Source organism: Thiomicrorhabdus heinhorstiae, from assembly GCF_013391765.2.
GTDB classification, from domain to species: Bacteria; Pseudomonadota; Gammaproteobacteria; order Thiomicrospirales; family Thiomicrospiraceae; genus Thiomicrorhabdus; species Thiomicrorhabdus heinhorstiae.
This window is the reverse complement of the sequence record NZ_JACBGI020000002.1, coordinates 44624-70571: the sequence shown is the minus strand read 5'-3', so window position 1 is coordinate 70571 and position 25948 is coordinate 44624. Positions and strand designations below refer to the sequence as shown.

21 protein-coding genes and 2 tRNA genes are annotated in these 25948 nt (G+C 48.7%); 16 read left to right on the top strand and 7 right to left on the bottom strand.

Annotation, left to right across the window (positions count from 1 at the left end; all coding sequences use genetic code 11):
- Nucleotides 1-35: 35 nt before the first annotated feature.
- Both H8792_RS02105 and mutS read right to left on the bottom strand, forming a co-directional pair.
- On the bottom strand, nucleotides 36-902 hold the full coding sequence (locus H8792_RS02105) for a tetratricopeptide repeat protein (protein WP_194947492.1): 867 nt from the start codon (nucleotides 900-902) through the stop codon (nucleotides 36-38).
- 30 nt (nucleotides 903-932) lie between these two features.
- On the bottom strand, nucleotides 933-3527 hold the full coding sequence (gene mutS, locus H8792_RS02100; protein ID WP_194947491.1) for a DNA mismatch repair protein MutS: 2595 nt from the start codon (nucleotides 3525-3527) through the stop codon (nucleotides 933-935).
- 147 nt (nucleotides 3528-3674) lie between these two features.
- On the opposite strand from mutS, the gene H8792_RS02095 reads away from it, so the two are divergent.
- From H8792_RS02095 to H8792_RS02060, 8 genes are all read left to right on the top strand, one after another.
- Nucleotides 3675-4160, top strand: coding sequence for a CinA family protein (locus H8792_RS02095; protein ID WP_194947490.1), 486 nt, complete (start codon nucleotides 3675-3677; stop codon nucleotides 4158-4160).
- Between the two features lie 294 nt (nucleotides 4161-4454).
- Nucleotides 4455-5510 carry a recombinase RecA gene (gene recA / locus H8792_RS02090; RefSeq protein ID WP_194947489.1) on the top strand — a complete coding sequence of 352 codons (1056 nt, stop codon included), beginning with the start codon at nucleotides 4455-4457 and terminating at the stop codon, nucleotides 5508-5510.
- Between the two features lie 5 nt (nucleotides 5511-5515).
- Entirely contained in the window at nucleotides 5516-6079 is a 564-nt protein-coding gene (locus tag H8792_RS02085) for a regulatory protein RecX (RefSeq protein WP_228766891.1), read from the top strand.
- Between the two features lie 46 nt (nucleotides 6080-6125).
- Nucleotides 6126-8714: an alanine--tRNA ligase gene (alaS, locus tag H8792_RS02080; RefSeq protein WP_194947488.1), complete on the top strand. Its 2589-nt coding sequence runs from the start codon at nucleotides 6126-6128 to the stop codon at nucleotides 8712-8714.
- Nucleotides 8715-8738: 24 nt separating this feature from the next.
- A complete protein-coding gene (locus tag H8792_RS02075; RefSeq protein WP_194947487.1) occupies nucleotides 8739-9965 on the top strand; it encodes an aspartate kinase in 1227 nt (408 codons plus the stop codon).
- Nucleotides 9966-10171: 206 nt separating this feature from the next.
- The gene (gene csrA, locus H8792_RS02070) at nucleotides 10172-10384 is read left to right on the top strand and encodes a carbon storage regulator CsrA (protein WP_194947486.1); all 213 of its coding nucleotides are present in this window, start codon (nucleotides 10172-10174) and stop codon (nucleotides 10382-10384) included.
- A gap of 97 nt (nucleotides 10385-10481) precedes the next feature.
- A tRNA-Ser gene (locus H8792_RS02065) sits at nucleotides 10482-10574 on the top strand.
- A gap of 76 nt (nucleotides 10575-10650) precedes the next feature.
- Nucleotides 10651-10727, top strand: a tRNA-Arg gene (locus H8792_RS02060).
- 126 nt (nucleotides 10728-10853) lie between these two features.
- Here the strand turns inward: H8792_RS02060 and H8792_RS02055 are convergent.
- Nucleotides 10854-12440, bottom strand: a complete 1587-nt coding sequence (locus H8792_RS02055) for a hypothetical protein (protein WP_194947485.1) — start codon at nucleotides 12438-12440, stop codon at nucleotides 10854-10856.
- A 12-nt stretch (nucleotides 12441-12452) separates the two neighbouring features.
- Entirely contained in the window at nucleotides 12453-13415 is a 963-nt protein-coding gene (locus H8792_RS02050) for a hypothetical protein (RefSeq protein WP_194947484.1), read from the bottom strand.
- Between the two features lie 486 nt (nucleotides 13416-13901).
- On the opposite strand from H8792_RS02050, the gene H8792_RS02045 reads away from it, so the two are divergent.
- Nucleotides 13902-14333 carry a tautomerase family protein gene (locus H8792_RS02045; RefSeq protein ID WP_194947483.1) on the top strand — a complete coding sequence of 144 codons (432 nt, stop codon included), beginning with the start codon at nucleotides 13902-13904 and terminating at the stop codon, nucleotides 14331-14333.
- 6 nt (nucleotides 14334-14339) lie between these two features.
- Here the strand turns inward: H8792_RS02045 and H8792_RS02040 are convergent, their stop codons facing one another.
- Complete coding sequence (locus H8792_RS02040) at nucleotides 14340-17015, bottom strand: bifunctional acetate--CoA ligase family protein/GNAT family N-acetyltransferase (protein WP_194947482.1); 2676 nt, start codon at nucleotides 17013-17015, stop codon at nucleotides 14340-14342.
- A 41-nt stretch (nucleotides 17016-17056) separates the two neighbouring features.
- On the opposite strand from H8792_RS02040, the gene H8792_RS02035 reads away from it, so the two are divergent.
- Nucleotides 17057-17977 carry a histone deacetylase family protein gene (locus H8792_RS02035; protein ID WP_194947481.1) on the top strand — a complete coding sequence of 307 codons (921 nt, stop codon included), beginning with the start codon at nucleotides 17057-17059 and terminating at the stop codon, nucleotides 17975-17977.
- A 30-nt stretch (nucleotides 17978-18007) separates the two neighbouring features.
- Here H8792_RS02035 and H8792_RS02030 read toward each other — a convergent pair whose 3' ends face one another.
- Both H8792_RS02030 and H8792_RS02025 read right to left on the bottom strand, forming a co-directional pair.
- Nucleotides 18008-18337 (bottom strand): carboxymuconolactone decarboxylase family protein, encoded by a 330-nt coding sequence (locus tag H8792_RS02030; RefSeq protein WP_194947480.1) that lies wholly within the window; start codon nucleotides 18335-18337, stop codon nucleotides 18008-18010.
- A gap of 361 nt (nucleotides 18338-18698) precedes the next feature.
- Nucleotides 18699-19064 (bottom strand): hypothetical protein, encoded by a 366-nt coding sequence (locus tag H8792_RS02025; protein WP_194947479.1) that lies wholly within the window; start codon nucleotides 19062-19064, stop codon nucleotides 18699-18701.
- Nucleotides 19065-19367: 303 nt separating this feature from the next.
- Here H8792_RS02025 and H8792_RS02020 point away from each other — a divergent pair, with 303 nt between their 5' ends.
- From H8792_RS02020 to H8792_RS01995, 6 genes are all read left to right on the top strand, one after another.
- The gene (locus H8792_RS02020; RefSeq protein ID WP_194947478.1) at nucleotides 19368-19946 is read left to right on the top strand and encodes an ANTAR domain-containing response regulator; all 579 of its coding nucleotides are present in this window, start codon (nucleotides 19368-19370) and stop codon (nucleotides 19944-19946) included.
- 11 nt (nucleotides 19947-19957) lie between these two features.
- On the top strand, nucleotides 19958-21142 hold the full coding sequence (locus H8792_RS02015; protein ID WP_194947477.1) for a CmpA/NrtA family ABC transporter substrate-binding protein: 1185 nt from the start codon (nucleotides 19958-19960) through the stop codon (nucleotides 21140-21142).
- 245 nt (nucleotides 21143-21387) lie between these two features.
- Nucleotides 21388-22770, top strand: coding sequence for a CmpA/NrtA family ABC transporter substrate-binding protein (locus H8792_RS02010; RefSeq protein ID WP_194947476.1), 1383 nt, complete (start codon nucleotides 21388-21390; stop codon nucleotides 22768-22770).
- A gap of 69 nt (nucleotides 22771-22839) precedes the next feature.
- Nucleotides 22840-23838, top strand: a complete 999-nt coding sequence (locus H8792_RS02005; RefSeq protein WP_194947475.1) for an ABC transporter permease — start codon at nucleotides 22840-22842, stop codon at nucleotides 23836-23838.
- A gap of 18 nt (nucleotides 23839-23856) precedes the next feature.
- Complete coding sequence (locus tag H8792_RS02000) at nucleotides 23857-24651, top strand: ABC transporter ATP-binding protein (RefSeq protein WP_194947474.1); 795 nt, start codon at nucleotides 23857-23859, stop codon at nucleotides 24649-24651.
- A gap of 16 nt (nucleotides 24652-24667) precedes the next feature.
- Nucleotides 24668-25927, top strand: coding sequence for an NAD(P)/FAD-dependent oxidoreductase (locus H8792_RS01995; RefSeq protein ID WP_194947473.1), 1260 nt, complete (start codon nucleotides 24668-24670; stop codon nucleotides 25925-25927).
- The last annotated feature ends 21 nt before the right edge of the window (nucleotides 25928-25948 follow it).

Genomic DNA, 25948 nt, shown 5'->3' with positions numbered 1-25948 from the left:
CGAGGCGGAAAGCGCCTCACTAAATTGTATCTAGTTTAATAGAGCAGGTTTTGATATTTTCTTCGATAATTCGCAACCAGTTGCGGTGCCGAAGCATCGAGCATTTCAAAAGCTTTCAATAGGGACTGTTGAGCTCGATTATTATCACCGTCTTTCTCCAGCTCATACAGCTTCAGCAGGGTTTGCAATGCCTTTTCCGCATGGTTGTTGATCAGCAGATAGCCGCTGAGGGCAAAAAGCGCGTCTCCGTCATCTTGGGAAATTTGAATGCGCTGTTGAATTTCGCTTGTATCGGGAAGGGTTCCGGCGACTTCCTGAAAGTGTATCAAGCCCGAGATAAACTTGCCTTGCGGTGTTTGGCGGCTGCTCTCGGGAAGCGCTTCGAACAGTTGCCGAGCTTCTTCGATGCGTCCGAGGCGGAAGTAAAGCTGAGTCAGATCGAGATGGGATTTATCGTTATCCGGATTAGCCTGAATAGCTTGTTTCAGCTTGTTTTCCGTTAATTCGGCATTGCCCTGCGCATAGGCTTGCGCTGCCTGCTTGCGCAGAACCTCCGATGGATCAGGATTAATATACTCTTCGATCAGAGTCTGATATTCCACTTTACTTTGCAAACCATCGATCTGCTGAACGGCTGTCGCGTCTTCAATGATCCTGATTTGCGGTGTTTGCAGAGTACCGAAACGCTGGCTTAATTCGCTTTGAGCGGCGGTGTTTAATTTAGCCAGAATCCATTTGCCGGCATAGCGTTGCGCCAGCTCTTCAAGGATTCGGTTTGCTTCCAGGCTCGCTGGGTTGTGAGGTGACCAGAAGTGCAAAAAAACCGGGAAGCGCGACGAGGCGGCAAGTACCAGTTCCTGAAAGTTTGAATTGTCGATATCGGCAATCATCGCTTGTTGCATGGGAATTCCTTGTGCCTGATTGGCTCGTTACTAATCGCTTTGCGATTCGAACTGTTTGAGTTCGAACAGTATCTCCAGCGCTTGACGTGGAGAAAGATCATTCGGGTCGATCTCCTGCAAACGCTGTTGGAGTGCCTCCAAATGCGGATCTGGAGCAGTGAACAGATCGAATTGTTGTATCGGATTGCCGGATGGTTGAGTGTTTTGCTGCTGGGCAACACTCTGGTTTTCCAACTGATGCAGATGGGCTTTGGCTGCTTTAATCACGCTTTTGGGTACTCCGGCCAGGGAGGCGACTTGCAGGCCGTAGCTCTGTGACGCCGGACCTTCGTGAACCTGATGCAGAAACACGATCTTATCCTGATGCTCGATAGCGTCCAGATGGATATTGACTGTGTTGTCGAAACGATCGGCCAGTGCGGTCAACTCAAAATAGTGGGTCGCAAACAGACAGTAACCTTTTACGCGAGTGGCGATATGTTCGGCAATGGCCAGTGCCAATGCCAGACCGTCGAAAGTCGAGGTGCCGCGGCCGACCTCGTCCATCAGAATCAAAGAGCGTTCGCTGGCATGCAACAGGATATTGGCGGTTTCGGTCATCTCTACCATAAAGGTTGAGCGTCCGGAAGTCAGATCGTCCGAGGCTCCGATACGGGTGAAAATACGATCGACCGGGCCGATTTCGGCTGTTTCCGCGGGGACGAAACTGCCGATAAAAGCCATCAGAGTGATTAGAGCAGTTTGGCGCATAAAAGTCGATTTACCGCCCATATTCGGCCCGGTTACAATCTGCAGGCGGCGCTGATCACCGAAGTCGATATCATTGGGGATAAAGGGTTCCGAAGAGAGTGCTTCGACCGTCAGATGGCGTCCCTGTTTTATCTGTATGCCCGGCGTTTGTGTCAGTTGCGGACGGCACAGGTTCAGCAACCGTGCTTGTTGGGCAAGGTTGTTGAGTACATCCAGTTCCGACAAGGCTTGCGCACTAGCTTGCAGGGCGCGCAGTTCGTCGTTGAGTTTATCCAGTAACTGCTGATAAAGCCATTTTTCTCTGGCCAGTGCTTTTTCACCGGCGCTGAGGATTTTGTCCTCAAATTCTTTCAGTTCGGGGAGAATATAGCGTTCCTGATTTTTCAGTGTCTGGCGACGAATATATTCCGCAGGTACTGAATCGGAGTGTGCCTTAGTGATTTCGATATAGTAACCGTGTACCCGGTTGTAACCGACTTTCAAGGTGCTGATGCCGGTGCGTTCACGCTCTCGGGCTTCCAGTTGCAGCAGGTAGTCGCCGGCCTGATGTTTCAGATTGCGCAGTTCATCCAGTTCGGCGTCGTAACCTTCGGCAATCACTCCGCCGTCACGCAACAACACCGGTGGGTTATCGATAATCGCTTTTTCCAGCAATTCGGCTAAATGCGGGTATTTACCGGCGTTGCCTGCCAACTCGTTCAAACGCTGCGCTTCCATCGGTTTCAGCAGTGATTGCAGTTGGGGCAGGCTGTTGAAAGCGCGGCCTAGCTGTTGCAAATCACGCGGACGAGCGGAGTTCAGAGCCACACGACTCAGAATACGTTCCATATCGCCGATCTGTTTTAGCAGACTGCGAAGTTCCTCTTCGATTAAGGAATTGAAAAGCGTTTCGACGGCATCTTGGCGATGAATTAATTCATCGCTGTATTGCAGCGGCTGATTAAGCCAGCGGCGCAACAGGCGGCTGCCCATCGGCGTAGCGGTTTTGTCGAGAATCGACAACAGGGTATTGTGTTGGCCGCCACTCAAATTCTGATCGATTTCCAAGTTACGGCGACTGGTTGGATCCATGACCAGAACGCGGTCGGTTCGGTAGTAGTGCAGTCCGGTAATATACGGCAGGCTGTTCTGCAGCATACTTTGAGCGTAATGCAGAATCGCTCCGGCGGCACTGATGACGCATGCTTTGTCTTCGCAACCGAAAGCGCGTAAATCCTGGGTTCCGAACTGTTCGATCAGGCGCTTGCGGCCGCTTTCACTGTCAAAGTGCCAGTGCGGGTAGTTGCGCAAAGTAGTGGTGCTGCGCACAGAAGGCGGCAGCTGCTCGGCGAGTTCGGAAGCATCTGCCACCAGCAATTCGCTCGGCTTTAAGCGTTCAAGTTCTCCGATCAGCGCATCCAGAGTGTTTAGCTGGGTGGTTTCAAAACGACCGCTGGCGGCATCCAGATAAGCGATGGCAAAGTCGTTTCGATCTTGGTGGATTGCAGCCAATAAATTTTCGCTACGCTCTTCCAGCAGCGCTTCTTCAACCAGAGTTCCCGGAGTGATAATGCGCACGACTTTACGTTCGACCGGTCCTTTACTGGTAGCCGGGTCGCCGATCTGTTCGCAAATCGCCACTGATTCGCCGAGTTTGACTAGTTTGGCAAGATAGGATTCCGATGCGTGATGCGGAATCCCGGCCATTGGAATCGGTGCACCGCCTGATTTCCCGCGTGCCGTCAGGGTAATATCCAGCAATTTGGCGGCTTTTTGCGCGTCGTCGTAGAAAAGTTCGTAAAAATCGCCCATGCGATAAAACAGCAAATAGTCCGGATTTTGCGCTTTGATGGCAAGATATTGCTGCATCATCGGGGTGTGCGTGTTTTGTGTCATTGCAGTCCGTAGCTTCGATTGGTTTTAAAGAGACCGAAAAAAGAGTATGCTAGGCGATATTTAAAGGGATAGCAAACGCTTGTCGTATGCAATCGGCGTTCCGTTTCCTGCGGAGCCGGGTCAAGCGATGAAATGGTGAGGAAAAAGATGCAATTTGAGACTCTTATGACCGAAGTCGGCGGTCGGCTGAAAGCGCATAATGCAGTGGTTGTCACCGCAGAATCCTGTACAGGAGGCATGATTGCCGAGGCCTTGACGTCTATCGGTGGCAGTACCGCCTGGTTTGATCGCGCTTATATTACTTATAGTTATGAGTCCAAGCGGGAAATGCTCGGGGTTAAGGAAACGACCCTGCAGACCAAAGGTGCAGTCAGCAAAGCGTGTGTCGAGGAGATGGCTTTGAGTGCTTTGCAGCAGTCGCACGCCAGTGTCAGCGTTGCCTGTAGCGGGATTGCCGGGCCGGGCGGCGGTACACCGGACAAACCGGTCGGCACCGTTTGGCTGGCATGGGCTATTCGCGGTCAGGAAGAAGTTGTTTCGCAAAAGTTCCTGTTTGACGGCGATCGTCAATCGGTTCGCGTACAGACTACCGAAGCAGCTTTAATGGGAATTGTGAAGCTCTTGGAAAGTTAGTCTTTTGGCTGCGATATGCTTCAAACGGGTAATTTGTTTTTCAGCCGCCTGCAGAAGAAATGCTCAGTAGCATAATTATTTACTTTCCTAGGATTTAGAGAAATTTTATGGGATAATTCCGCTTTTGATTTAGGCCCGTAAAAAATCAAGTAACCCTTTGTTTTTTGTCGTCGAAATCAATTTTGATTTCCTGACGAAACAAAGGGTTTTTCGTGGTTGGAATTCGCAGTTAGGTTCCGCCCGATTTGGCAAACGATTAAACCGAAGACGATACGAAAGAAGGGGACGGCACCCATGGATGAGAATAAAAAGAAAGCCTTGGCGGCAGCTTTAGGACAAATTGAAAAGCAGTTCGGTAAGGGCTCGATCATGCGAATGGGCGACAATACTGCGCCGCGAGACATTGAGGCGGTTTCTACCGGTTCTTTGGGTCTGGATATCGCATTGGGAATCGGTGGTCTGCCGAAAGGTCGTATCATCGAAATTTACGGGCCGGAATCGTCCGGTAAAACCACTTTGACTTTGCATGCGATTGCCGAGATGCAAAAGGCCGGCGGAACCGCCGCCTTTATCGATGCCGAGCACGCACTGGATCCGATCTATGCGGAAAAATTGGGCGTCGATATCGATAACCTGCTGGTATCTCAGCCGGATACAGGTGAACAGGCTTTGGAAATCACCGACTCTCTGGTTCGTTCCGGGGCGGTGGATATCGTGGTAATCGACTCGGTTGCCGCCTTGACTCCGAAAGCGGAAATTGAAGGGGATATGGGGGATTCGCACGTTGGTCTTCAGGCACGTTTGATGTCGCAGGCGCTGCGTAAACTGACTGCCAATATCAAGCGTACCAATACGTTGGTGATTTTCATCAACCAGATCCGTATGAAAATCGGTGTCATGTTCGGTAATCCTGAAACCACGACCGGTGGTAACGCGCTTAAATTCTATTCATCGGTGCGTTTGGATATTCGCCGTATTGGTGCGATTAAAAAAGGCGACGAGATTCTGGGCAACGAGACCCGTGTTAAAGTGGTTAAAAACAAAGTTGCGCCGCCGTTTAAACAAGTTGAATTCGACATTCTGTACGGTCAGGGTATTTCCCGAGAAGGTGAAATTATCGATCTTGGCGTACAGGAGAAATTGATTGAGAAATCCGGCTCCTGGTACAGTTATAACGGCCAGAAAATCGGGCAGGGTAAAGACAATGCGCGTCAGTTCTTTATCGACAATCCGGATGCTGCCGAAGAAGTGATGACGCAGATCAAGGCCAAGTTGATGCCGCAAAACAAGAAGAGTGTAGCGGAAGATTCGGACGCTGCGCCTGAAGCCGGAATGCTGGAAGGCTTCTAAGCGTTTTGAAATCCGCCGAAGAGTTTCTTGCCGAGCGTGGACTGCTGTCCACGAAAACGGTAGACAACCGGAAGCCGAGCGAAGATGAATTTCGCCATCGGATCGAAGCGCGAGCCGTAGCATTGTTGGCTCAGCGTGAACACGGTTTAAAAGAACTCAGACAGAAGCTTCGCACCAAATTCCCCTGGTCGGTGGAATTACAGGAAGAAAACGGGCTGGATCAAAGTGCTTTGTACGGAGTGATTGACGAGGTTTTGCAGCTTTGTGTCGAACGCCGCTGGCAGAGTGATGAACGCTATATCGAGCAGGCGGTCAACAGTTTGAGTGGCAAAGGACAGGGGCCTTTGAAAATTCGCCAGAAGTTGCAGCAGACTTGTTCTGATGAGTCCTTGATCGATGCTTATCTCGACTGGGATGAAGCCGATTGGGTCGAGCTGGCAAGGCAGAGTCTGGACAAAAAGTACGGCAGTGTGCAACGCCCGAAAGAGATTAGAGAGCAGGCAAAGCGCATGCGTTTTTTGCAAGGCCGCGGATTTTACTCATCGACGATTCGCAAAGCGTTTCGTTGAAAAGATACGGATTTAAATTTTAGTTACGTTTTAAGGTTCTATTCACATGACGAGTGCAGAAATCAGAAAAGCTTTTATAGACTTTTTTGTTAAGCAGCAGCATACGGCGGTTCATTCGAGTCCGGTCGTACCTGCCAACGACCCGACTTTGTTGTTTACCAATGCGGGGATGGTGCAATTTAAAGAGACCTTCCTCGGTTTGGAACAGCGCGATTACACCCGTGCGACCAGCGTCCAGCGCTGTATTCGTGCCGGTGGTAAGCATAACGATTTGGAAAACGTCGGTTATACCGCACGTCATCACACCTTTTTCGAAATGCTCGGAAACTTCAGCTTCGGTGATTATTTCAAGCGCGAAGCCATCGAGTTTGCCTGGAAGTTCCTGACGGAAGAGTTGAAACTGCCTAAAGAGAAGCTGTGGGTAACGGTATTTGAAGAGGACGACGAAGCGGCCGACATCTGGCTGAAAGAGGTTGGTGTCAGCGATCAGCGTTTCTCGCGTTGTGGTGCCAAGGACAACTTCTGGTCAATGGGCGATACAGGTCCTTGCGGGCCTTGTACCGAAATCTTCTACGATCACGGTGCAGAAGTTGCCGGTGGTCCTCCGGGCTCGCCGGATGAAGACGGTGACCGTTATATCGAGATCTGGAACCTGGTGTTCATGCAATTTGACCGTGCCGCCGATGGAACCTTGACGCCATTGCCGAAGCCGTCGGTTGATACCGGGATGGGCTTGGAGCGTCTGGCTGCAGTCATGCAGGGCGTTCACAACAACTACGATATCGATCTTTTCCAGGCCCTAGTCAAAAAAGCTTCCGAATTGACCGGTGAAAAAGAACTGAGTAACAGCTCTTTGCGCGTCATTTCCGATCACATTCGTTCGTGTGCCTTTACTATCGTCGACGGTGTTCTGCCTTCTAATGAAGGGCGCGGTTATGTATTGCGTCGCATTATTCGTCGTGCGATTCGTCACGGATACAAACTGGGGCAAACCCAGCCTTTCTTTCATCAGCTGGTTCCGACTCTGGTCGAGCAGATGGGGACCGCTTATCCTGAATTGGCGAAAGAACAGGATAACGTCATCCGTGTTTTGAAATTGGAAGAAGAGCGTTTTGCGGAAACGTTGGAAAACGGTATGAAGCTGTTGGAAGACTATATTGCCGATATGGACGGCAAGATTATCGATGGTGAAATGGCGTTTAAACTATACGATACCTACGGTTTCCCAATCGATTTGACTGCTGACGTAGCGCGTGAGAAAGGTTTGCAAGTCGACCACGACGGTTTCGGCAAAGCGATGGAAGCGCAAAGAGAGCGAGCACGTTCGGCGAGTAATTTCGCCAGTGCTTCGCAACGTATCGAGTTTGACGGTGAGACGCGTTTTATCGGCTATATGAGTGATGAAGCGGATGTTACCGTTCAGGCGATTTTTGTCGACGGCAAAGCGGTTGAACGTCTGAATGAAGGCGAAAGCGGGATTGTCCTGCTGGATCAGACGCCTTTCTATGCCGAGTCCGGTGGACAGACTGCCGACTGTGGAAGTTTGACCGAAGGGATGCATAGCTTCCATGTTGACGATACCCAGAAGCAGGGAGCTTTGTTCCTGCACACTGGTAAGGTGACCGCCGGTTCGATTACCGTCGGCCATAACATGCACGCCAAAATCGATATTCAACGTCGTCGCGACTGCGAGCGTAACCACTCGGCTACGCACTTGTTGCATGCGGCTTTGCGTCAGGTTTTGGGTAGCCATGTCGGTCAGAAAGGTTCCCTGGTTTCGGCAGAACGCCTGCGTTTCGACTTCTCGCATTTCGAGCCGATCAGTGCAGAACAGTTGCATGAAATCGAAGTTCTGGTTAACCAGAATATCATGCAGAATACGCCGGTCACTATCAGTGAAATGGCGATCGAGGATGCCAAAGCCAAGGGTGCGATGGCGCTGTTCGGCGAAAAATACGGTGATGTGGTTCGCGTCGTCGATATGGGCGATTTCTCGATCGAGCTGTGCGGTGGAACTCACGTCAATTCGGTCGGTGATATCGGGCCTTTCCGCATCGTTTCCGAAAGCGGGATTGCTTCCGGTGTGCGCCGTATTGAAGCGATTACCGGTAGTGCGGCATGGAAATCGATTTACAGTGCGGAAGAGTCGCTGGCGCAGATTGCCGAAACGGTGAAATCCGATAAGCAGATGGCGGCGACCAAGGTGGCTCAGGTGATGAGCGATTACCGTGCATTGGAAAAAGAGATGAAACAGCTGCAAGCCAAAATGGCGGCATCGCAAGGTGACGATCTGGCAAGTGCTGCGGTTAAGGTCGGTGACGCAAATGTTTTGGCTGCGAAGATGGAAGGTGCGGATCGCAATATGCTACGTGAGACGGTTGATAAGCTGAAAGATAAGCTTGAACCGGCCGTCATCGTTCTGGCGGCAGTCGACGGCGACAATATCGCCTTGGTTGCCGGTGTCAGTAAATCGATTACTGCAACGTTCAAAGCGGGCGAGGTGGTTAACCACGTTGCTCAGCAGGTTGGCGGAAAAGGCGGCGGTCGTCCGGATATGGCGCAGGCTGGCGGAAATGACCCAAGTAAATTGGATGAGGCTTTGGCTTCGGTTCAGGCATGGGCTGAAGCGAAATAATTGTAAATAGGTAAAAATCAATCAATGGCATTAATTGTTCAAAAATATGGGGGTACCTCAGTCGGCAACATTGAGCGTATTCAGAATGTAGCTAATAAGGTTGCCAAATATGCCGACGACGGTCATCAAGTGGTGGTTGCGGTATCGGCGATGAGCGGTGAAACTAATCGTTTGACTGCGATGGCTAAAGAGATTCAGGATCGTCCGAACAAACGTGAAATGGATGTTTTGCTGACGACCGGTGAGCAGGTGACGATCGCTCTTTTGAGCATGGCGTTGGAAGCCAAAGGTTATCCGGCAGTTTCCTACACCGGTTGGCAGGTACCGATTAAAACCAATGAAGTTCACACCAAAGCGCGTATCGAGCGTATTGACGGAACGAAAATTCTGCAACAGGTCGGTCAGGGAAAAGTTGTGGTCGTTGCCGGTTTCCAAGGGATTTCTCCGGACGGCGATATTACTACGCTGGGTCGCGGCGGTTCGGATACCACTGCAGTTGCCTTGGCGGCGGCTTTGAATGCCGACGAATGCCAGATCTACACCGATGTCGACGGGGTCTATACCACCGATCCGCGTGTGGTACCTCAGGCGAAACGTCTTGATACGATCACCTACGACGAAATGTTGGAACTGGCCAGCTTGGGTGCCAAGGTTCTGCAAATTCGTTCGGTTGAGTTTGCCAGCAAATACAATGTGCCTCTGCGTGTTCTTTCCTCGATGCAAGAGGGCGGCGGGACTTTAATTACTTCAGAAGACAAATTTAAGGACAATGAGATGGAAAAACCTTTGATCTCGGGAATCGCATTCAGCCGCGACGAGGCCAAATTAATGATTTTGGGTGTACCGGATAAGCCGGGCGTCGCTTTCCAGATTTTGGGACCGATTTCCGATGCGAATATCGAAGTTGATATGATTATCCAGAATCAGGGTGTTGACGGTACAACCGATTTCACTTTCACCGTTAGCCGCAATGATGTGGATACTGCGTTTGAAATTTTGCAGGCAACTGCGGACAAGCTGGGTGCGCGTGAAGTGCTTTCCGACGATACCATCGTAAAAATTTCCATGGTTGGCGTCGGCATGAAATCACACTCCGGTATTGCCAGCACGATGTTCAAGACCCTGGCTGATCAAAATATCAATATCCAGATGATCGGTACCACCGAAATTAAGATCTCGGTAGTGATCGAAGAGTCGTTCCTAGAATTGGCCGTTCAATCATTGCATGACGCTTTTGAATTGGATAAGTAACACCATTCGACGAGTGTTGATAAAACCCGCCTTTGTGCGGGTTTTTTTATGTTCGTTAAAATTATGTCCCTCCTCTGGAGTTTGCCGCTTAAAATTAAGGCGAATCAACTTTTATGCCGAATTTTTATAAATCCATATAGAAAATATGGATTCTGTCGCCATTTACATTGAATATACTAAATTGGATGTTTATGGAGGGAATCCTTATGTTGGTATTGACGCGCAGGGAAGGCGAATCCTTAATTATCGATGGAGATATCACTCTCACGGTTTTATCGGTAAAAGGCGGGCAGGTTCGTTTGGGAATTAAAGCGCCGAAAGAAGTACCGATTCATCGCGAAGAGTTACTCAAAAACGATAAAACTCAATCAGATAGTTCGCCTGCCGAACCCGAACAAACCGCCGATCAGGCCTCATAAAAAAATTTATTTTAAGGCTTTCGGGAAAATTGCTAAAAAACTCATCTTAAATGGTTTACAAAGCCCACGTTAATCGGTATTATACGCGCCTAACTTCGGAGACGTGGCCGAGAGGCTGAAGGCGCTCCCCTGCTAAGGGAGTATAGGGTTTGTAGCTCTATCGAGGGTTCGAATCCCTCCGTCTCCGCCATTTATTTCGACTGAAATAAAACTGTAAAAATAGGGTTGACACTTCATTAATTAACTCTATAATACGCCACAACAAAGCGCCCGTAGCTCAATTGGATAGAGTACTCGGCTACGAACCGAGCGGTTAGGGGTTCGACTCCCTTCGGGCGCGCCATTATTCCAAAGCCTCGTTAGTGAAAACTAACGAGGCTTTTTTATTGTCTGCGCATGTGCAGGTTTTTAACCTGTAAATCACAAGTCCAAATCACGCAATAACGTGATTAAGCTTTTTTTGAGTCGTTTAGTTGTAAGAACCGCCGCTTGAAAGGCAGGACTGTTTGACGTCCTCCGGCGAAGACATATATGAGTAAGTCACAGACCGAGCGGTAGAGCTGCTGTGAGTACAGCGCTTAGAAGCTTCAACTTCACAAGATGACACAATTCGGTTATTACCTACCTGGCATTGCCGCTTGATTTGATTAAATTGATTTTGGTCGTAAACAGTGTAATCGATGCAGATGGATTGACCTGCGTTGTAACAGGAGATGCTATTGCCGCCTGTATTTGAACCCTGCGATCCGGAATTTTGAGGGCTGCCCTTGTAGCTGGGAACCGTAGAGGATAGGGTGTTGGTCATGGCCGATGCCCAGTTTTCGCCGCCCTGAACACTCTTGGCGACCGTGACGGCATTTTGAGCTGCTTGTTCGGCAGAGATTATTCCGTTGGTTGCAGCTCCAGCTTGCAGCGCGATCATTGCCATACCTGCCAGCCAACCGGAATCATTACGCTCCTTTTGCTGTTGTTTTTGTTGAGCGATTAAGCGTTGCCGCTCTTTTTTCCAGTTGCTAACCATGCCATTCATTTTTTGATCCAGTCGACTGACACCGTCTTTTAGTTTTGCCAATTGGCCGGAAAGCGTTTCGGCTTGTTCAGCGTTGCCGGGTTGCTGTGCAGTCAGCTGTTGCCACTGTGCACAAAGTCCATACCGTTGCTGTTCGATTTCGCTTGCACTGTTCAATAAGGCTTTTGAAGGTAAAGAGTAGCAGCCGGAGTTTTTTAGTGAGCAGTTACACTTACTGGATAAACCTCTGTTATAGGAATTGACTTTAGAGAGGGCGTCGTTCATGGCCAGTTTTTCACGACCGGAATAGACATTATCTAAAGTGATATCCGAAGAGATAGTTTGGTTTGTTGAGTCGCTACTGGTGGCTGAGGAAGGAGATTGGTCCAGCATATCATCCAGCGTCAAGCCGGATTGATGAGTTGATGGGGGAATTGTTGTTCCATCCGTAGCAGTAGCCGGCCCATTACCGAGAAGATCGTCCAGTGATACTACGGTTTTGGATGGAGTCGAGTTATTTTGAGGCAGGGCTCTCGGCCAGCTCTTAAACCAGCTTTCGATACATTCATAACGCTCTTCGCAATGCTGTTCAACTTTTTTGTAGTCGATCAGGCTGATGGGGTGTCCTTGTTTGAAAACCTGATTGCGAATGTGTTCGCACATCCAGTCGTCGCAGTCGCTGTTGCGGTAAAGATCTTCATTATAGCCAAATAAGTATTTGACCTTGTAATTTGGATCTTTTGTATAGTCGACTTCCGGTTTTTCCTTTTTTAACAGCTCGTAGGCAGACTGATCGTCGGGCAGTGTTCGAACGGTTTGGCAAAAGGGCGTGTTTTCGTTTAACCAATTTTGAACTCCGGACATAAACTCAGGCAGGGAGTCGATTACATACCCATGGCAAACACTTTTAACCGCCCTGTCGAGTTGGGTCTCAAATTGTTCAATACTTTGTTCTTCTCTACTGGATTGCTGAGCGTTTGCATTCATACTGAATGCAAGAACCGCCATTAAGCCAAGAAGAGAAGTTAGTCCGGACAATCTATTCATGCAATTTACACGTTAAATCTGCGATTCGGCTTCATTGATCAGCTTCAGCGCTTTTCCATAATGTGTCGCATTTCTACCTTGTTCGTTAACATATTCGTATAACTTGGTTAAGGCTTCCTGCGGTGAGCCTGTTCTTAGCAGGGCTTCTCCGTAAAAGAATTTCAATGACGGGTCCTGAGCTACCGGTAGAGCTTCCAGTCTGGGGAAAATTCTTAAAGCAGATTTGTAATCCTGTTTTTTCAGGTAGGTAGACAATTGAACCATGTATTTGTCTCTTCTCAATTCCGGTGGAAGATCCGCAGCCAGAGCATCTAACTTTTTCTGTTTCTCTTCTTCTTTGGCATCCAGTTCGGCTTGAATTTGCTGTTCTCTCGCTTCGATATTGCCACTCCAGTTCGGTTTATGTGTTGGAGTTTCAACAAAATCAAAGAGCCAGTTTTTATTACCTTCTGCATAGGTATCCGCGGAGCGCGCCTGCACCATGCTTGTAAACTTGGCAGGATTTTCTTTAAAGCACGAATCGCAGATAAACCATTCAGAAATTATTTGCCCTGAATCGGCTTTTGCCCAGAAATTTTCAGGGAGTTTCACAGGAAAGAAGAGAGAGTCGGGTTTTGGTGTTTTGACAATAATCCAAGGCTTCCATTGATTGGTTATGCTTTTAGAAAGTTTTTGGGGAATAATGTGGAGCCGGTAGTAGTCACCATGCGAGGTTTGTTTTAGCTCTAACCAGAAATCCACTACATTGACATAGTCTTTACTCGATTCCAGCCCCATATAAATTTCGTTGGGCTCCGAAGGGCGCACGATTCGACGCATAATATAAGAACCATTCGCAGGGATGTTGAATTGTGGAATGAGTTTGGTTGTTTTACCGTATTCGCGATCATAGGAGTGAATGTTCGTCCATGGCGATGAACAGCCTGCTAAAAAAGAAACCATAAGCAGTAGAATGATGGATTTCAAGTTAAACATGGAAATTGCCCTTTTGTAGAACTCTTAGTTGTTTGAAGCATTTTTCAAAATAGGTACATATACGCATAAGCGTGAAAAAACATATACATATAAATTAATGTAGCATTAAAAAGTGTATAACAACTAACAAGTGTTCGGTATGAATTTTGGCAAATAAAGTTTATCGGAGCCGCTTGAAAACAAAATTGAGGAGGAGCCTGATTATTCTGATTGAGTGCGCAGGTTCATATCTTCCTGCAAATGTTATTGATGTTAAGGCATTAACGAAATTCACAACTTTTTATGGTTCGGTATTTTCGTGTTTGTGATGGAAATAGTGTTGCGCTTTTATAGGATGATAGGGCATAGTAGATAATAAAAAACTTCTGAATTCCGGTGATGTTTTGTGTCAATCCTGAACCGGTATCATTCGCTTGACTTGCGATGTCACTTCGATGCAATCTGGATTTGTTATATTTGAGTTCCCCTTTGGTTTCGGGAGGTTGTATGCCGTTAATTTCTATTCATCTGCCGTCGGGTGTTTTAAGTAAGCGTGACGAGGCTGTTTTAGCTTCGGAGGCGACGGATATTTTATTAGGTCTGGAAGGGATGGCCGAAAATCCCAAAGCACGCCGTTTGGCTTGGGCTCAATTGCATCACTTCGATCTGGACGATTTTTATATGGCCGGGGAACCGGCATCCAAGCCGCATTATCGCTTTGAGCTGACGGTCTTTAAAGGAACTTTAAACGAGACGGTAAAGCAGAAGTTGACTCAGCAACTGACGGAGCTGATTCTACGCTTGGAAGGAACTGACGATAATATTCTGAATGCGGCCCGTGTATGGGTGATTATTCATGAGATTGAGGATGGGAATTGGGGCGGAGCAGGCAAAATATATTACCTGCAAAGTCTCCGCTCCATGATGAAGCCCTCGTAATTCGGATTACAGGGCTTTTTCGACAATCATAATGCCTGGGTCGTCTTCGCAAGGAAGCAGTTGAAAGTCGAACTGCGAGACCAACTGAAGCATGCTCTGGTTCTGTTTCAGGACTTCACCGGTCATGCGCTTCAACCCTTTATTTCGGGCATGTTCGATCAAGCTTTCCAACAGCTGACTGCCGATTCCTTGATGCTGGTAATCGTCGCGGACAACCAGTGCGAATTCACAGCTTTTCCCGTCCGGGTTAGTACTGTAGCGGGTGACTCCCAGTTCAACTGTTTTACCATGCTCTTCGGTGTAAGCGATAAATGCCATTTCCTGATCATAGTCGATCTGTGTAAAACGTACCAGCATCTCTTTGCTCAGGTTTTTCACACTCTGCATGAAACGCAGGAATTTGGTATGTTCTGACAGGTTGGAGACGAATTCAGTTTCCAGTTCGGCATCCTCGGCGCGGATTGGACGAATCCAGATGTCCAGACCGGAAGCACTGGTGAAGTGACTTTCCAAGTGAGTCGGATAGGGGTGAATCGCCATATGGGAATAAGGTGCCTGACTGCTGGCAACCCGCTGCACGCGAATACGCGCGTCGACCGCCAGGGTTTGTTCTTCATTGGCCAATACCGGGTTCAAGTCAAGCTCAAGAATTTCCGGCAGTTCGCTGACCATATCGGAAAGGTTCATTAAAATGTCGATCAGTTGCGATTGATCTACCGCCGGCAAATTACGATAGTTGCCGAGCATCTTGCTGACCTTGGTCGACTGGATCATGCGCTGGGCGATAAAAGCATTCAGTGGCGGTAAAGCGCTGCTGCTGTCTTTAAGAATTTCTACCATGGTGCCACCGCTGCCGAAAGAGATTGCCGGGCCGAAGACCGGATCGCGGCTGACACCGATAATCAGTTCGCGGGCGTGCGACATGCGCATCATCGGCTCGATACTCACCGAACGGATATCGTCATTCGGATAGTGTTCTTTGACCGATTCAATCAATTCGTTATAAGCACGTTGCAGCTGACTCGGTGTTTCGATATTCAGTTTGACTCCGCCGCTGTCGGATTTGTGGGTAATCAGGTCGGAATGCACTTTGATTGCGACCGGGAATCCGATGTTTTCCGCGGCAACCAGCACTTCTGCCGGAGTATTGGCAATCATCGCCTGAGTAACCGGAATCTGGAAAGCTTTCAATAGGGCCTTGGTTTCAAGGGTATTCAGCAGTGTGCGATTATCGTGCAAGGCGTTGTGGATAATGCGGCGCGCGCCATCAATATCGAAATGGCCGTGCTTGTTTGGTTCGGGAACCTGCTGTAACAACGTTTGGTTGTGGTGATATTCGGTAACGAAGTGCATCGCTTCCACCGCGGCTTCCGGCGTGCGGAACGTCGGGATGTGCGCTTTGGTAAAGGCTTCCCTTGCCGGTCCGACCAGATTGTCTCCCAACCAGGCGGTCAGCAACGGTTTTTTGTGTTTTCCTTGTTTGGATAATTCAACCAGGCTTTCGGCGATAGCAACCGGGTCGGTCATTGCCTGGGGTGTTAACAGCACCAGAACGGCATCAAAAGCGTCGTCTTCAAGACAGACTTCAATCGCCTTGCGATAGCGTTCGGGAGTCGCGTCTCCCAAAATATCGATTGGGTTATTATGTGACCAGTGCTCCGGTAAGAATTCGTTCAACTTCGCTTGGGTTTCTTCACTGACCTGAGGCATTTTAATACCAAGCTCGGCCGCGAGGTCGGTTGCCATAACACCCGGTCCTCCGCCGTTAGTGACAATGACTAGGCGTTTGCGTTTTATGGTTAAATCATAGGAAAGGGTTTTTGCCGCGGCAAACAGCTGGCTGATGGTTTTTGCTCGAACTACGCCTGCGCGTTCGATTGCTGCATTAAAGATATCGTCTCCGCCGACCAGTGCTCCGGTATGTGAGATTGCCGCCTGAGTTCCTTCCGGCATACGTCCGGATTTGAGCAGAATGACCGGTTTCATGCGCGCCGCTTTTCTGAGTCCGCTGAGGAATTTGCGTGCATTGACGATCCCTTCGATATACAACAGAATGCTATGCGTCTGGGCATCGACGGCGAGATAGTCGAGAATTTCTCCAAAGTCGAGATCGGCGGCATCGCCGGTTGAAGCCACTAAAGAAAAGCCGATTTCATTGGATTCCGCCCAGTCGAGAACGCCGGTACACAGGGCGCCGCTTTGCGAGACCAGGGCCAGTTTTCCCGGTTGTGCCTGGTTTTTGCTAAAAGTAGCATTCAAACCGATTTTCGGGCGCATAATACCCAGACAGTTAGGACCGACCAGACGCATGTTGTAATGGCGTGCGGTTTTCAACACCGTTTGCTTTAACTGTTTTCCTTCTTCACTTTCAAAACCAGCGGAGAGAATAATCGCAAATGGGATTTTGGCCTGGCCGCAAGCGTGAAGTATTGATTGAATGCTGTGTGCCGGTGTGGCAATAACGGCAACGTCGATCTCATTATCAATGGCTTCCAAAGATGGATAGCAGGCTTGACCTTGCACCTGCGCATGCTTAGGATTGATAGGATAGATATTGCCTGTAAACCCTGCAGTAAGAAGGTTCTGAAATGCGGTGCCACCAACTGATTCCGGTCGGTCACTGGCTCCAAAAACAGCAATGGAAGTCGGATTAAATAATTTTGACAGATAATGTGGTTCCATTAATAACGTCCTTGCTTCTGCAGAAATGGAAAGTGAAATAGATGTTTCTTTATATTAGCCATCCAAAATGTAAATTGCATGACAATGGATGGGGTCATCCTGAAAACTCCCAGCGTACGGCGCGTATAGAAGATCAATTAATCGCCCAGCGTTTATTTGATTTTATGCTGACGAAGGAAGCGCGTAAAGCGGAAGTTGCCGATGTCGTCAGAGTCCATACCGAGCATTACTGGAATGTTCTGCTTCGCAATCTGCCCGAGGAAGGCGTGGTTCGAATCGATGACGATACCGTTCTATCTCCCGGATCTCTCGAAGCGGCATTGTATGCCAGCGGCGCTGTCCTGGATGCAGTCGATGCTGTGATGGAAAACCGAGCTTCCGGCGTTTTCTGTAATGTCAGACCGCCGGGGCATCATGCCGAAGTGCATCAACCTATGGGGTTCTGCATTGTCAATAATATTGCCATCGGAGCGGCTTACGCCCTTGATAAATTCGGTTTGCAACGGGTCGCGATCCTCGATATCGACGTGCATCACGGCAACGGTACCGACAGTTATATCCATCAGGAACCGAAAGCCAGCCTGATTTCCAGTTTTGAAGAAGGGCTCTATCCGTTTACTCCGCTTGAATCCGATGTGGCTAACTTGCTTAAACTCGGTTTAAAGGCCGGGGACGGTTCTGCAGAGTTTATGCAGCTCTGGGAAAGCCAGGCCTGGCCGTTTTTGCGCGAGTTTCAACCGGAACTGATTCTGGTTTCCGCCGGGTTTGACACGCATCGTGCCGATCCTCTGGCGCATATCAATCTGCGAGAGGACGACTTTGCGATTTGGGCGAATTCGTTAAAAGCCTTGTTGCCGGAAATCGGAAATCCCAAAGTGGTGTCGGTTTTGGAAGGCGGCTACGATCTGAATGCACTCGGTTCCAGCGCAGCCGCCTATATCAAAGCCATGGCAGGACTTTAATACCGCTTCTCCAATTCAGCGAATATCCGCTCAGTTAGGGAAGTATTTATCCAATTCCTCGTAAACGACTTCCATATACATCAGCTTCGGACCGCCGCCCATAACGACTGCCATCATAGCTGCCTCAAGAATCTCTTCTTTGCTGGAGCCCTGATCGACACAGCCTTTAACATGAATCGCGATACACCAGGAGCACTGGAAAGCAACGCCCAGAGAAAGCAGCATCAAGTGCTTGGTTTTCTCTTCGATTGCGCCTTCGGCTTCCGCTACTTTTACGAAGCCGCTGAAATTTTTCAATTGGGTCGGCATATCTTGCATTAAACGACCCATCATGGCGCCGGTTTCTTTTAATCGTTCCATTTTGTCCTCCAAAATTAAATAACGAAATAAGGTATGGAATTTTTAGCCCAGATTCCCAGTGTTGTCAGAGAAATATTTATGACACTTCGGGTCGCGGAAAGGACGCAGCTAATAAAACAAACGCCATTCACAAACACGCAGCTTATGTTACGGAGGTTTAGCGGCCGATTAATTTTTTCGACACATGCAGGTCGAGTGGAAAGAGAATAATATTATTTTTTAATTTTGGATATTTTCATGCCTGAAAAAGGCGAATGAATCGGCTGTTTGAACAGCCGGCTTTATAGGCCGACCATTCGAAGCGCTTAATAAGATTATATGAAGGTTGGTTGGAAATGAAAAGCAGATTTTAGAACTAGTTTTAAATACCTTTATTTGGCTGCCACTGACAGACACACTCGTCATAGGCGCGATCACCGAAACTCTCAATCAGTTGCTGTTTCGCTTCACTGTCCAGCATGACCGGGATTTGGTAGGCACGGTTAATATAGGTTTTGGCAAGATTTCTCGCACCACTGAATTCGTTGCCGACTTCGGAAATTCGATTTTGTACAACTTGCTCGACAACACCGTTTTGGCGTGAGCTAATGACATTTTCAGCAATGACTTTCATAAGCTGGCAACTGATTTGTTGTTCCATAACCGGTTTTTCAGCAGACATCGCTAAAGGCGAAGCCAGAGCGGCGGCGATTAAAGCAGCAAATGGAAGGGATTTGATCGTTTTCATAAAGCACCTCTGATTTTTATTCGATATGAACCGACCCAAATCGAGCGGATTCTATATAGTGTCTCTATGCTTGCAGTCAATTTAGGACAACAGAGAGACGGTTATAGATGTCCGTTGGAATTGAAGCCAGAGCGTATTGAAAAATACTCTCTAGAAAAAACTCTACTCCGATTAGAAAAGTTTGGAAATAGAATTTTTTTGGCACTATTTATGCATATCTTATAAAAGCGTTTAATGAAATGTGTAAAAGAAAAATAATAAATTAAAGTGGGAAATCGTAATGAGTAAAGGATATCAGTACTCATGGCCGAGATGATGAAAGTCATGCTGGTGGATAATGAATCGGCGCGTTCTGCCTTGTTGGCTCAGGCTTTGGCCGATCATGGATACAAGGTTGTGGCGCGCGTCCAGCCGGGTCCGAACCTGCTGGCTATGGTTGCGCGTTATATGCCGGATATGGTCGTGATCGACACGGATTCGCCGGACAGGGATATTTTGGAAAGCATGTCGTTGCTGAATGAACACAACCCTTTACCGGTGGTGATGTTTGCCGACGAGGATAACGAAACGGTCATTCAGGAAGCGATCCGTTCGGGAGTGAGCGGTTATATCGTGCGTGATGTCGATAAAGAACGGGTCAAATCGGTAATGAATGTCGCCGTAGCGCGTTTTCGCGAATATCAGGCTTTGAAGAACGAACTCAAGGTAACGCAAAACGAACTTGAAGAGAGTCGTTTGATCGATAAAGCCAAGCGTTTGTTAATGAAACAGAAAGGGGCGACCGAAGCACACGCCTATGAATCGATACGCAAGATGTCGATGGAGACCAATAAGCCGATGGGTGAAGTGGCAAAAAATATTATCAGTGTGCTCGAGTTATAAGGATAACAAGAATGCTAAATACAATCGAAAAATCACAATTAATGATCGGTTTTATTCCTTTAACCGACAGTGCGCCTTTAATCATCGCTCAAGAGGAAGGGTTCTTTGCTGATGAAGGTTTGGAGGTAACGCTTTCCCGCGAGGTTTCCTGGTCGAATATCCGCGATAAATTGATGTTCGGCGCATTGGATGCCGCACATATGCTGGCACCGATGCTATTGGCTTCATCACAGGGTGTCGGCAGTGTGAAAAAGCCTTTGGTCACGGCTTACTCATTTGGTTTGAATGGTAATGCCATCAGTGTCTCCAACCAGATCTATGCGGAACTGGAGAAGCTGGAGCCGCAATTGATTATGCAGCCGCAAGCGACGGCGGTTGCGATGAAAAAGCTGGTCGAGCAGCGTAAGCAGCAGGGAGACGCGCCTTTGAGACTGGCAGTGGTGTTCCCGTTTTCCATGCATCACTATTTACTGCGTTTTTGGCTGAACTCGGCCGGAATCGATGTCGATAACGATATTCAGATTCTGGTCGTGCCTCCACCGAGTGTGGTTCAAGCGCTGGAAGAGGATCTGATCGACGGCTATTGCGTTGGTGAACCCTGGAACAGTCACGCTTTGGAAAAAGGTGTCGGAGTTCCTTTGATCAGTGGTTACGATATCTGGAACAATGCCCCGGAAAAAGTGCTGGGGGTGCGCAGTCAGTGGGCAGAAGCCAATCCGCAAACCCACGCTGCTTTGATTCGCGCACTTTATCGCGCCAGCGAGTGGATTTCTCAACCGCAGAACCGTGATGAGGTTATTGAATATCTGACTGCTCCCGAATATATCGGCGCGCCGAAAAATTCGATCATGAACGCCTTTGCTGGAAAGCTCATGTCGCCGGACGGAACTCAGGTTCGCGAAGTAAAACGCTTTACCTTGCCGTTCCGTTACCAGGCTAATTTCCCATGGCAGTCGCACGCGGTATGGATTGTCGAGCAGATGCAGGCTTGCGGACAACTTAATGAAGAGATGGATGCGCAGGCAATTGCCGAGCAAAGTTATTTGACCGATTTCTATCGCGATACCGTTCAGGCCTTGGGTGTCAAGTTGCCGGACAGTAATTATAAAGTTGAAGGGCAGCACGCAGAACCATGGTCGATGGATGGAATCGATTTGGCCGAAGATATGTTTTATTGTGGTGCCAGTGATTCATAATGGTTCAGAAAAGTATTTAAAAAATTGAATTGAAAATCGAAAAAGCTTCTTTTGATGCTTTTTAAATGGCGTATTTATACTTCTAATTAAAAGTTGGCATCAAAATCGCTTTAGGTTTGGCAAGTTGTTGAGTGCAGACGCTCATAGAACTTCGCATTATTGCGGGGATTCTATGGGCGTTTTTTTTTGCCTGCAGTTTTTGCAAAGCTCAACTCCAAATACATTTTTAAAGGGAGTATTTAGTTATGGGTTCGCATTCTCGCCGCCAGTTTTTGAAAAAGACCGTATTAGCCGCCAGCATCGCTTTGGCCGGTTCGGCGGTTTCTTCACAGGCCTTAGCTTCGGGTTATCCAGAAAAAGAAGACCTTAAGTTTGGTTTTATCAAACTGACCGATATGGCGCCTTTGGCAATTGCCTATGAAAAAGGTTATTTCGAAGATGAAGGGCTGTATGTGCAGTTGGAAGCACAGGCTAACTGGAAGGTATTGCTGGATCGCGTTATCGATGGCCAGCTGGATGGTGCTCACATGCTGGCCGGTCAGCCGATCGCCGCAACTATCGGTTACGGCACCAAGGCAAATGTTATTACGCCGATCTCAATGGATTTGAACGGGAATGCGATTACGGTTTCCAATAAAACCTGGGAGGCGATGAAGTCCTGCGTTGAAATGAAAGACGGTAAACCGGTTCATCCCATCTCTGCGGCAGCGTTAAAACCGGTAGTGAAATCTTATAAGGATGCCGGTAAGCCATTCAAAATGGGCATGGTCTTTCCGGTTTCAACACATAACTACGAACTGCGTTACTGGTTGGCAGCCGGCGGTTTGAATCCGGGTTATTATGCGCCGGATAAAGGTGATACCTCCGGAACTTTGAAAGCCGATGTCCTGTTATCCGTTACACCGCCGCCGCAAATGCCGGCAACCATGGAAGCGGGTACCATCGAAGGTTACTGTGTAGGCGAACCCTGGAATCAGCAAGCGGTATTTAAAGGCATCGGTGTGCCGGTCATTTCCGATAATTCCATTCAGAAAAACAACCCGGAAAAAGTCTTCGGCCTGCGTGAAGACTTCTACGAAAAATATCCGAATACCACTATCCGCATCGTCAAAGCAATGATCCGTGCCGCCTACTGGTTGGACGAGCAGAACAACAAAAACCGTCCTGCGGCGGTAAAAATTCTGTCGCAACCGAACTACGTCGGAGCCGACTATAAAGTGATTGCCAACTCCATGACCGGTACCTTTGAGTATGAAAAGGGCGATAAGCGTTCCGAGCCGGATTTCAATGTCTTCTTCCGTTACAACGCAACTTATCCTTACTATTCGGATGCCATCTGGTATATGACACAGATGCGCCGCTGGGGGCAGATTTCCGAACAGAAATCCGATGACTGGTACAAACAGATGGCCAAAAAAGTCTACCGTCCGGATATCTATAAAAAGGCGGTGCAAGAGTTGATTTCCGATGGAAAGTTCAAGAAATCCGACTTTGCCGAAGTGTATGAAACAGATGGTTTCCGTGGCGAGCAGGATGACTTTATGGATGGCATTCCGTATGACGGTTCAAAACCGAACGCCTATATTGAAAGCATGAAAATCGGTTTGAAAGGCAACGAGAAGCCGTAATTCTACTCAACCTCACGGCTCCTGTTTCTTTTGTGGAGCCGAACGAAAATAACAACCAGGGACAGATAAATGAATCCGTTAAAGTGGGCTTTTGTCGAGCCATTCTACAAATTGATTATCGGTGAGGATCGCAAAGGGCAGGTAAATCTGCTCGTAAAAAGTATCGGTCTTCCGATTGCCGGATTACTTGCCTTTTTAATTATCTGGCAGGGCGTATCCAGTCATATTCATACGTCTCTCGGCCAGTTTCCCGGACCGGTGCAGACGTACCAGCAGTTTGTCGCCTTAAGTGATGAAGCCGATGCTGCGGCAGAAAAAGAGGCGGCTTTCTATCAGCGACAGGAAGAGCGCAATGCGGCACGCATGGCAAAAGATCCGAACTATGAGCCTCGCGTCCGTGATTATGTCGGACCGCCAACTTTCTTTGATCAAATCTGGCGCAGTCTTGTCACGGTAATGAGCGGTTTCGTTCTGGCATCGATTATTGCCATTCCGATCGGCATTGTAATCGGCCTGAGCAGTAATGCCTACGCCGCTTTCAACCCGCTGATTCAAATTTTTAAACCGGTTTCGCCTCTGGCTTGGCTGCCGCTGGTGACTATGGTGGTGTCCGCGGTGTATGTCAGCGACGATCCGATGTTTGATAAGGCGTTCCTGAATTCGATGTTTACTGTGTTGCTGTGCTGTCTGTGGCCGACGATTATCAATACCGCGGCGGGTGTGGCGACGGTCACGCAAGACCTGAAAAACGTCAGCCAAGTATTGAATCTGAGCTGGTGGACGCATGTTCGCAAAATCGTACTGCCTTGTTCGATTCCTATGATGTTCACCGGTCTTCGTATCTCTCTAGGGATTGCGTGGATGGTGTTGATTGCCGCGGAAATGCTGGCACAGAACCCGGGCCTGGGCAAATTCGTGTGGGATGAATTCCAGAACGGCAGTTCGGATTCGCTAGGACGCATTATGGTGGCAGTATTGGTGATTGGTGTGGTCGGTTTTGTTCTAGATCGCGGTATGTTGACCATTCAACGCCTGGTCTCATGGGATAAGTCAGTTGCGCTTCGCTAATCGAAAAGGAAATTAAATATGTCTGAATCACATTTGGAACTTACCCGCGTCGGCATCGAATTTCCTACTCCGAAAGGACCGTTTCGTGCGCTGACTGACGTCAATCTTAAAATCGAACAGGGCGAATTTATCTCATTGATCGGCCACTCCGGCTGCGGTAAATCGACCGTGCTGAATATTGTCGCCGGACTTTACCAAGCGACCGAAGGCGGGGTTTTGCTTGATGGTAAAGAGGTCAATTCACCCGGGCCGGAACGTGCGGTGGTCTTCCAGAACCACTCGCTACTGCCTTGGCTAACCGCCTATGAAAACGTCGAGCTGGCGGTCGATCAGGTTTTTAAAAAGACCAAAAGCGCCGCCGAGAAAAAAGAGTGGATTGAGTACAACTTGAAACTGGTGCATATGGATCACGCCATGCATAAACGTCCGGATGAAATTTCCGGCGGGATGAAACAGCGTGTCGGTATCGCTCGCGCTTTGGCAATGCAGCCTGAGATTATGCTGATGGATGAACCTTTTGGTGCTTTGGATGCTTTGACCCGTGCGCATTTGCAGGACTCGCTGATGGAAATCCAGAAAGATCTCAACAACACCGTGATTATGATTACCCACGATGTTGACGAAGCGGTTCTGCTGTCGGATCGGATTGTGATGATGACGAATGGCCCGGCAGCAACAATCGGCGAAATTCTCAAGGTCGATCTGCCGCATCCGCGTGACCGTTTGGCGCTGGCAGATGACCCGACCTACAACCACTATCGTTCCGAAGTCTTGCGTTTCTTATATGAGAAACAGCGCAAGGTTGAGCATTAATAACGGAGTGCATGGAATGGCAGCAGGCGTCAATAAGCCCGAGCTGATTATGGTCGGTGCCGGTATGGCGGGCACGCGCTTTCTGGATGAGCTGCTTGCTTTGACGGATCACTATCGGATTCGGGTTTTTAACCGAGAACCGCATGGCGGCTACAACCGCATTATGCTGTCGCCGGTTTTGGCGGGCGAAAAATCTCTGGCCGAGATTATGACACATGATGCTGACTGGTTTGCCGCGCAGGGCATTGAATTGCACACCGACCGATCAATTGTCGGCATCGACCGTCAATTACGTCAGGTGCGGGATTCATCAGGTAAGTCGTATCACTATGACAAGCTGATTATCGCCACCGGCTCGAAGCCGTTTATGTTGCCGATTGAAAATATTGATCTGTCAGGAGTCGTGAGTTTTCGCGAAATTGGCGATGTGCATAAGATGCAACAAGCCGCCGATGGTGGCACGCACGCGGTGATTATCGGCGGCGGTCTGCTCGGTTTAGAAGCCGCCTACGGTCTGCAAAAGCAGGGCATGGATGTGTCGGTAGTGCACCGCAGTAGCGTGCTGATGAATGCTCAGATGGACGCGGAAGCCGGTGGCATGTTGCAAAGCGAGTTGGCGACCGATTCAGCCGAGCGACAGGGAATGCGGTTTTATATGCAGTCCGAAGTTGTCGAGATCATTTCCAATGAAAACAATCGCCATATTCAGAGTGTTCGCCTTAAGGACGGACGGGAATTGTCCTGCGATCTGTTGGTGATGGCCATCGGCATTCGTCCGAATGTGGAACTGGGCATGCAAGCAGGGCTGGAGGTCAACCGCGGTATTGTGGTGAACGATCAGTTGCAAACCTCGGATGCCAATATCTACGCCTTGGGCGAATGTGTTGAGCATCGCGGACAAACTTACGGGCTGGTCGCACCGCTCTACGAGCAGGCTAAGGTTCTGGCCGATGTTTTGGCGGAGCAGGGGGCGGAAAAAGAGCCGGTTTACGAGGGAAGTTTGACTTCTACCATGCTGAAAGTGACGGGTATTAATTTGTTCTCAGCCGGTGATTTTAATGCCGATGGCGAAAACAGTGAAACCTTAATTTTCAGAGACCCGCAAGCAGGTATCTACCGCAAGCTGGTTTTACAAAACAACCTCATCGTCGGCGTACTGCTATACGGCGACACCTATGAAGCCAATTGGCTATTTGAACTATTACAAAACCGAGCGGACGTTAGTACTTTTAGAGATACCGTTCTATTTGGTTCCGGGTTTACTAGCGCTGCCTAACCGCGGTGGATGGAGAAAATT

Excerpts from the sequence above, each read along its gene's own strand:
- H8792_RS02045 (WP_194947483.1), top strand. The coding sequence starts at position 13,902 with ATGCCGTTAATTTCTATTCATCTGCCGTCGGGTGTTTTAAGTAAGCGT.
- alaS (WP_194947488.1), top strand. The coding sequence starts at position 6,126 with ATGACGAGTGCAGAAATCAGAAAAGCTTTTATAGACTTTTTTGTTAAG.
- csrA (WP_194947486.1), top strand. The coding sequence starts at position 10,172 with ATGTTGGTATTGACGCGCAGGGAAGGCGAATCCTTAATTATCGATGGA.
- H8792_RS02035 (WP_194947481.1), top strand. The coding sequence starts at position 17,057 with ATGTTTCTTTATATTAGCCATCCAAAATGTAAATTGCATGACAATGGA.
- H8792_RS02020 (WP_194947478.1), top strand. The coding sequence starts at position 19,368 with ATGGCCGAGATGATGAAAGTCATGCTGGTGGATAATGAATCGGCGCGT.
- H8792_RS02105 (WP_194947492.1), bottom strand. The coding sequence starts at position 902 with ATGCAACAAGCGATGATTGCCGATATCGACAATTCAAACTTTCAGGAA.
- H8792_RS02010 (WP_194947476.1), top strand. The coding sequence starts at position 21,388 with ATGGGTTCGCATTCTCGCCGCCAGTTTTTGAAAAAGACCGTATTAGCC.
- H8792_RS02025 (WP_194947479.1), bottom strand. The coding sequence starts at position 19,064 with ATGAAAACGATCAAATCCCTTCCATTTGCTGCTTTAATCGCCGCCGCT.
- H8792_RS02005 (WP_194947475.1), top strand. The coding sequence starts at position 22,840 with ATGAATCCGTTAAAGTGGGCTTTTGTCGAGCCATTCTACAAATTGATT.
- H8792_RS02050 (WP_194947484.1), bottom strand. The coding sequence starts at position 13,415 with ATGTTTAACTTGAAATCCATCATTCTACTGCTTATGGTTTCTTTTTTA.
- recA (WP_194947489.1), top strand. The coding sequence starts at position 4,455 with ATGGATGAGAATAAAAAGAAAGCCTTGGCGGCAGCTTTAGGACAAATT.
- H8792_RS02030 (WP_194947480.1), bottom strand. The coding sequence starts at position 18,337 with ATGGAACGATTAAAAGAAACCGGCGCCATGATGGGTCGTTTAATGCAA.
- H8792_RS02075 (WP_194947487.1), top strand. The coding sequence starts at position 8,739 with ATGGCATTAATTGTTCAAAAATATGGGGGTACCTCAGTCGGCAACATT.
- H8792_RS02040 (WP_194947482.1), bottom strand. The coding sequence starts at position 17,015 with ATGGAACCACATTATCTGTCAAAATTATTTAATCCGACTTCCATTGCT.
- H8792_RS02095 (WP_194947490.1), top strand. The coding sequence starts at position 3,675 with ATGCAATTTGAGACTCTTATGACCGAAGTCGGCGGTCGGCTGAAAGCG.
- H8792_RS02055 (WP_194947485.1), bottom strand. The coding sequence starts at position 12,440 with ATGAATAGATTGTCCGGACTAACTTCTCTTCTTGGCTTAATGGCGGTT.
- H8792_RS02015 (WP_194947477.1), top strand. The coding sequence starts at position 19,958 with ATGCTAAATACAATCGAAAAATCACAATTAATGATCGGTTTTATTCCT.
- H8792_RS02000 (WP_194947474.1), top strand. The coding sequence starts at position 23,857 with ATGTCTGAATCACATTTGGAACTTACCCGCGTCGGCATCGAATTTCCT.
- mutS (WP_194947491.1), bottom strand. The coding sequence starts at position 3,527 with ATGACACAAAACACGCACACCCCGATGATGCAGCAATATCTTGCCATC.
- H8792_RS01995 (WP_194947473.1), top strand. The coding sequence starts at position 24,668 with ATGGCAGCAGGCGTCAATAAGCCCGAGCTGATTATGGTCGGTGCCGGT.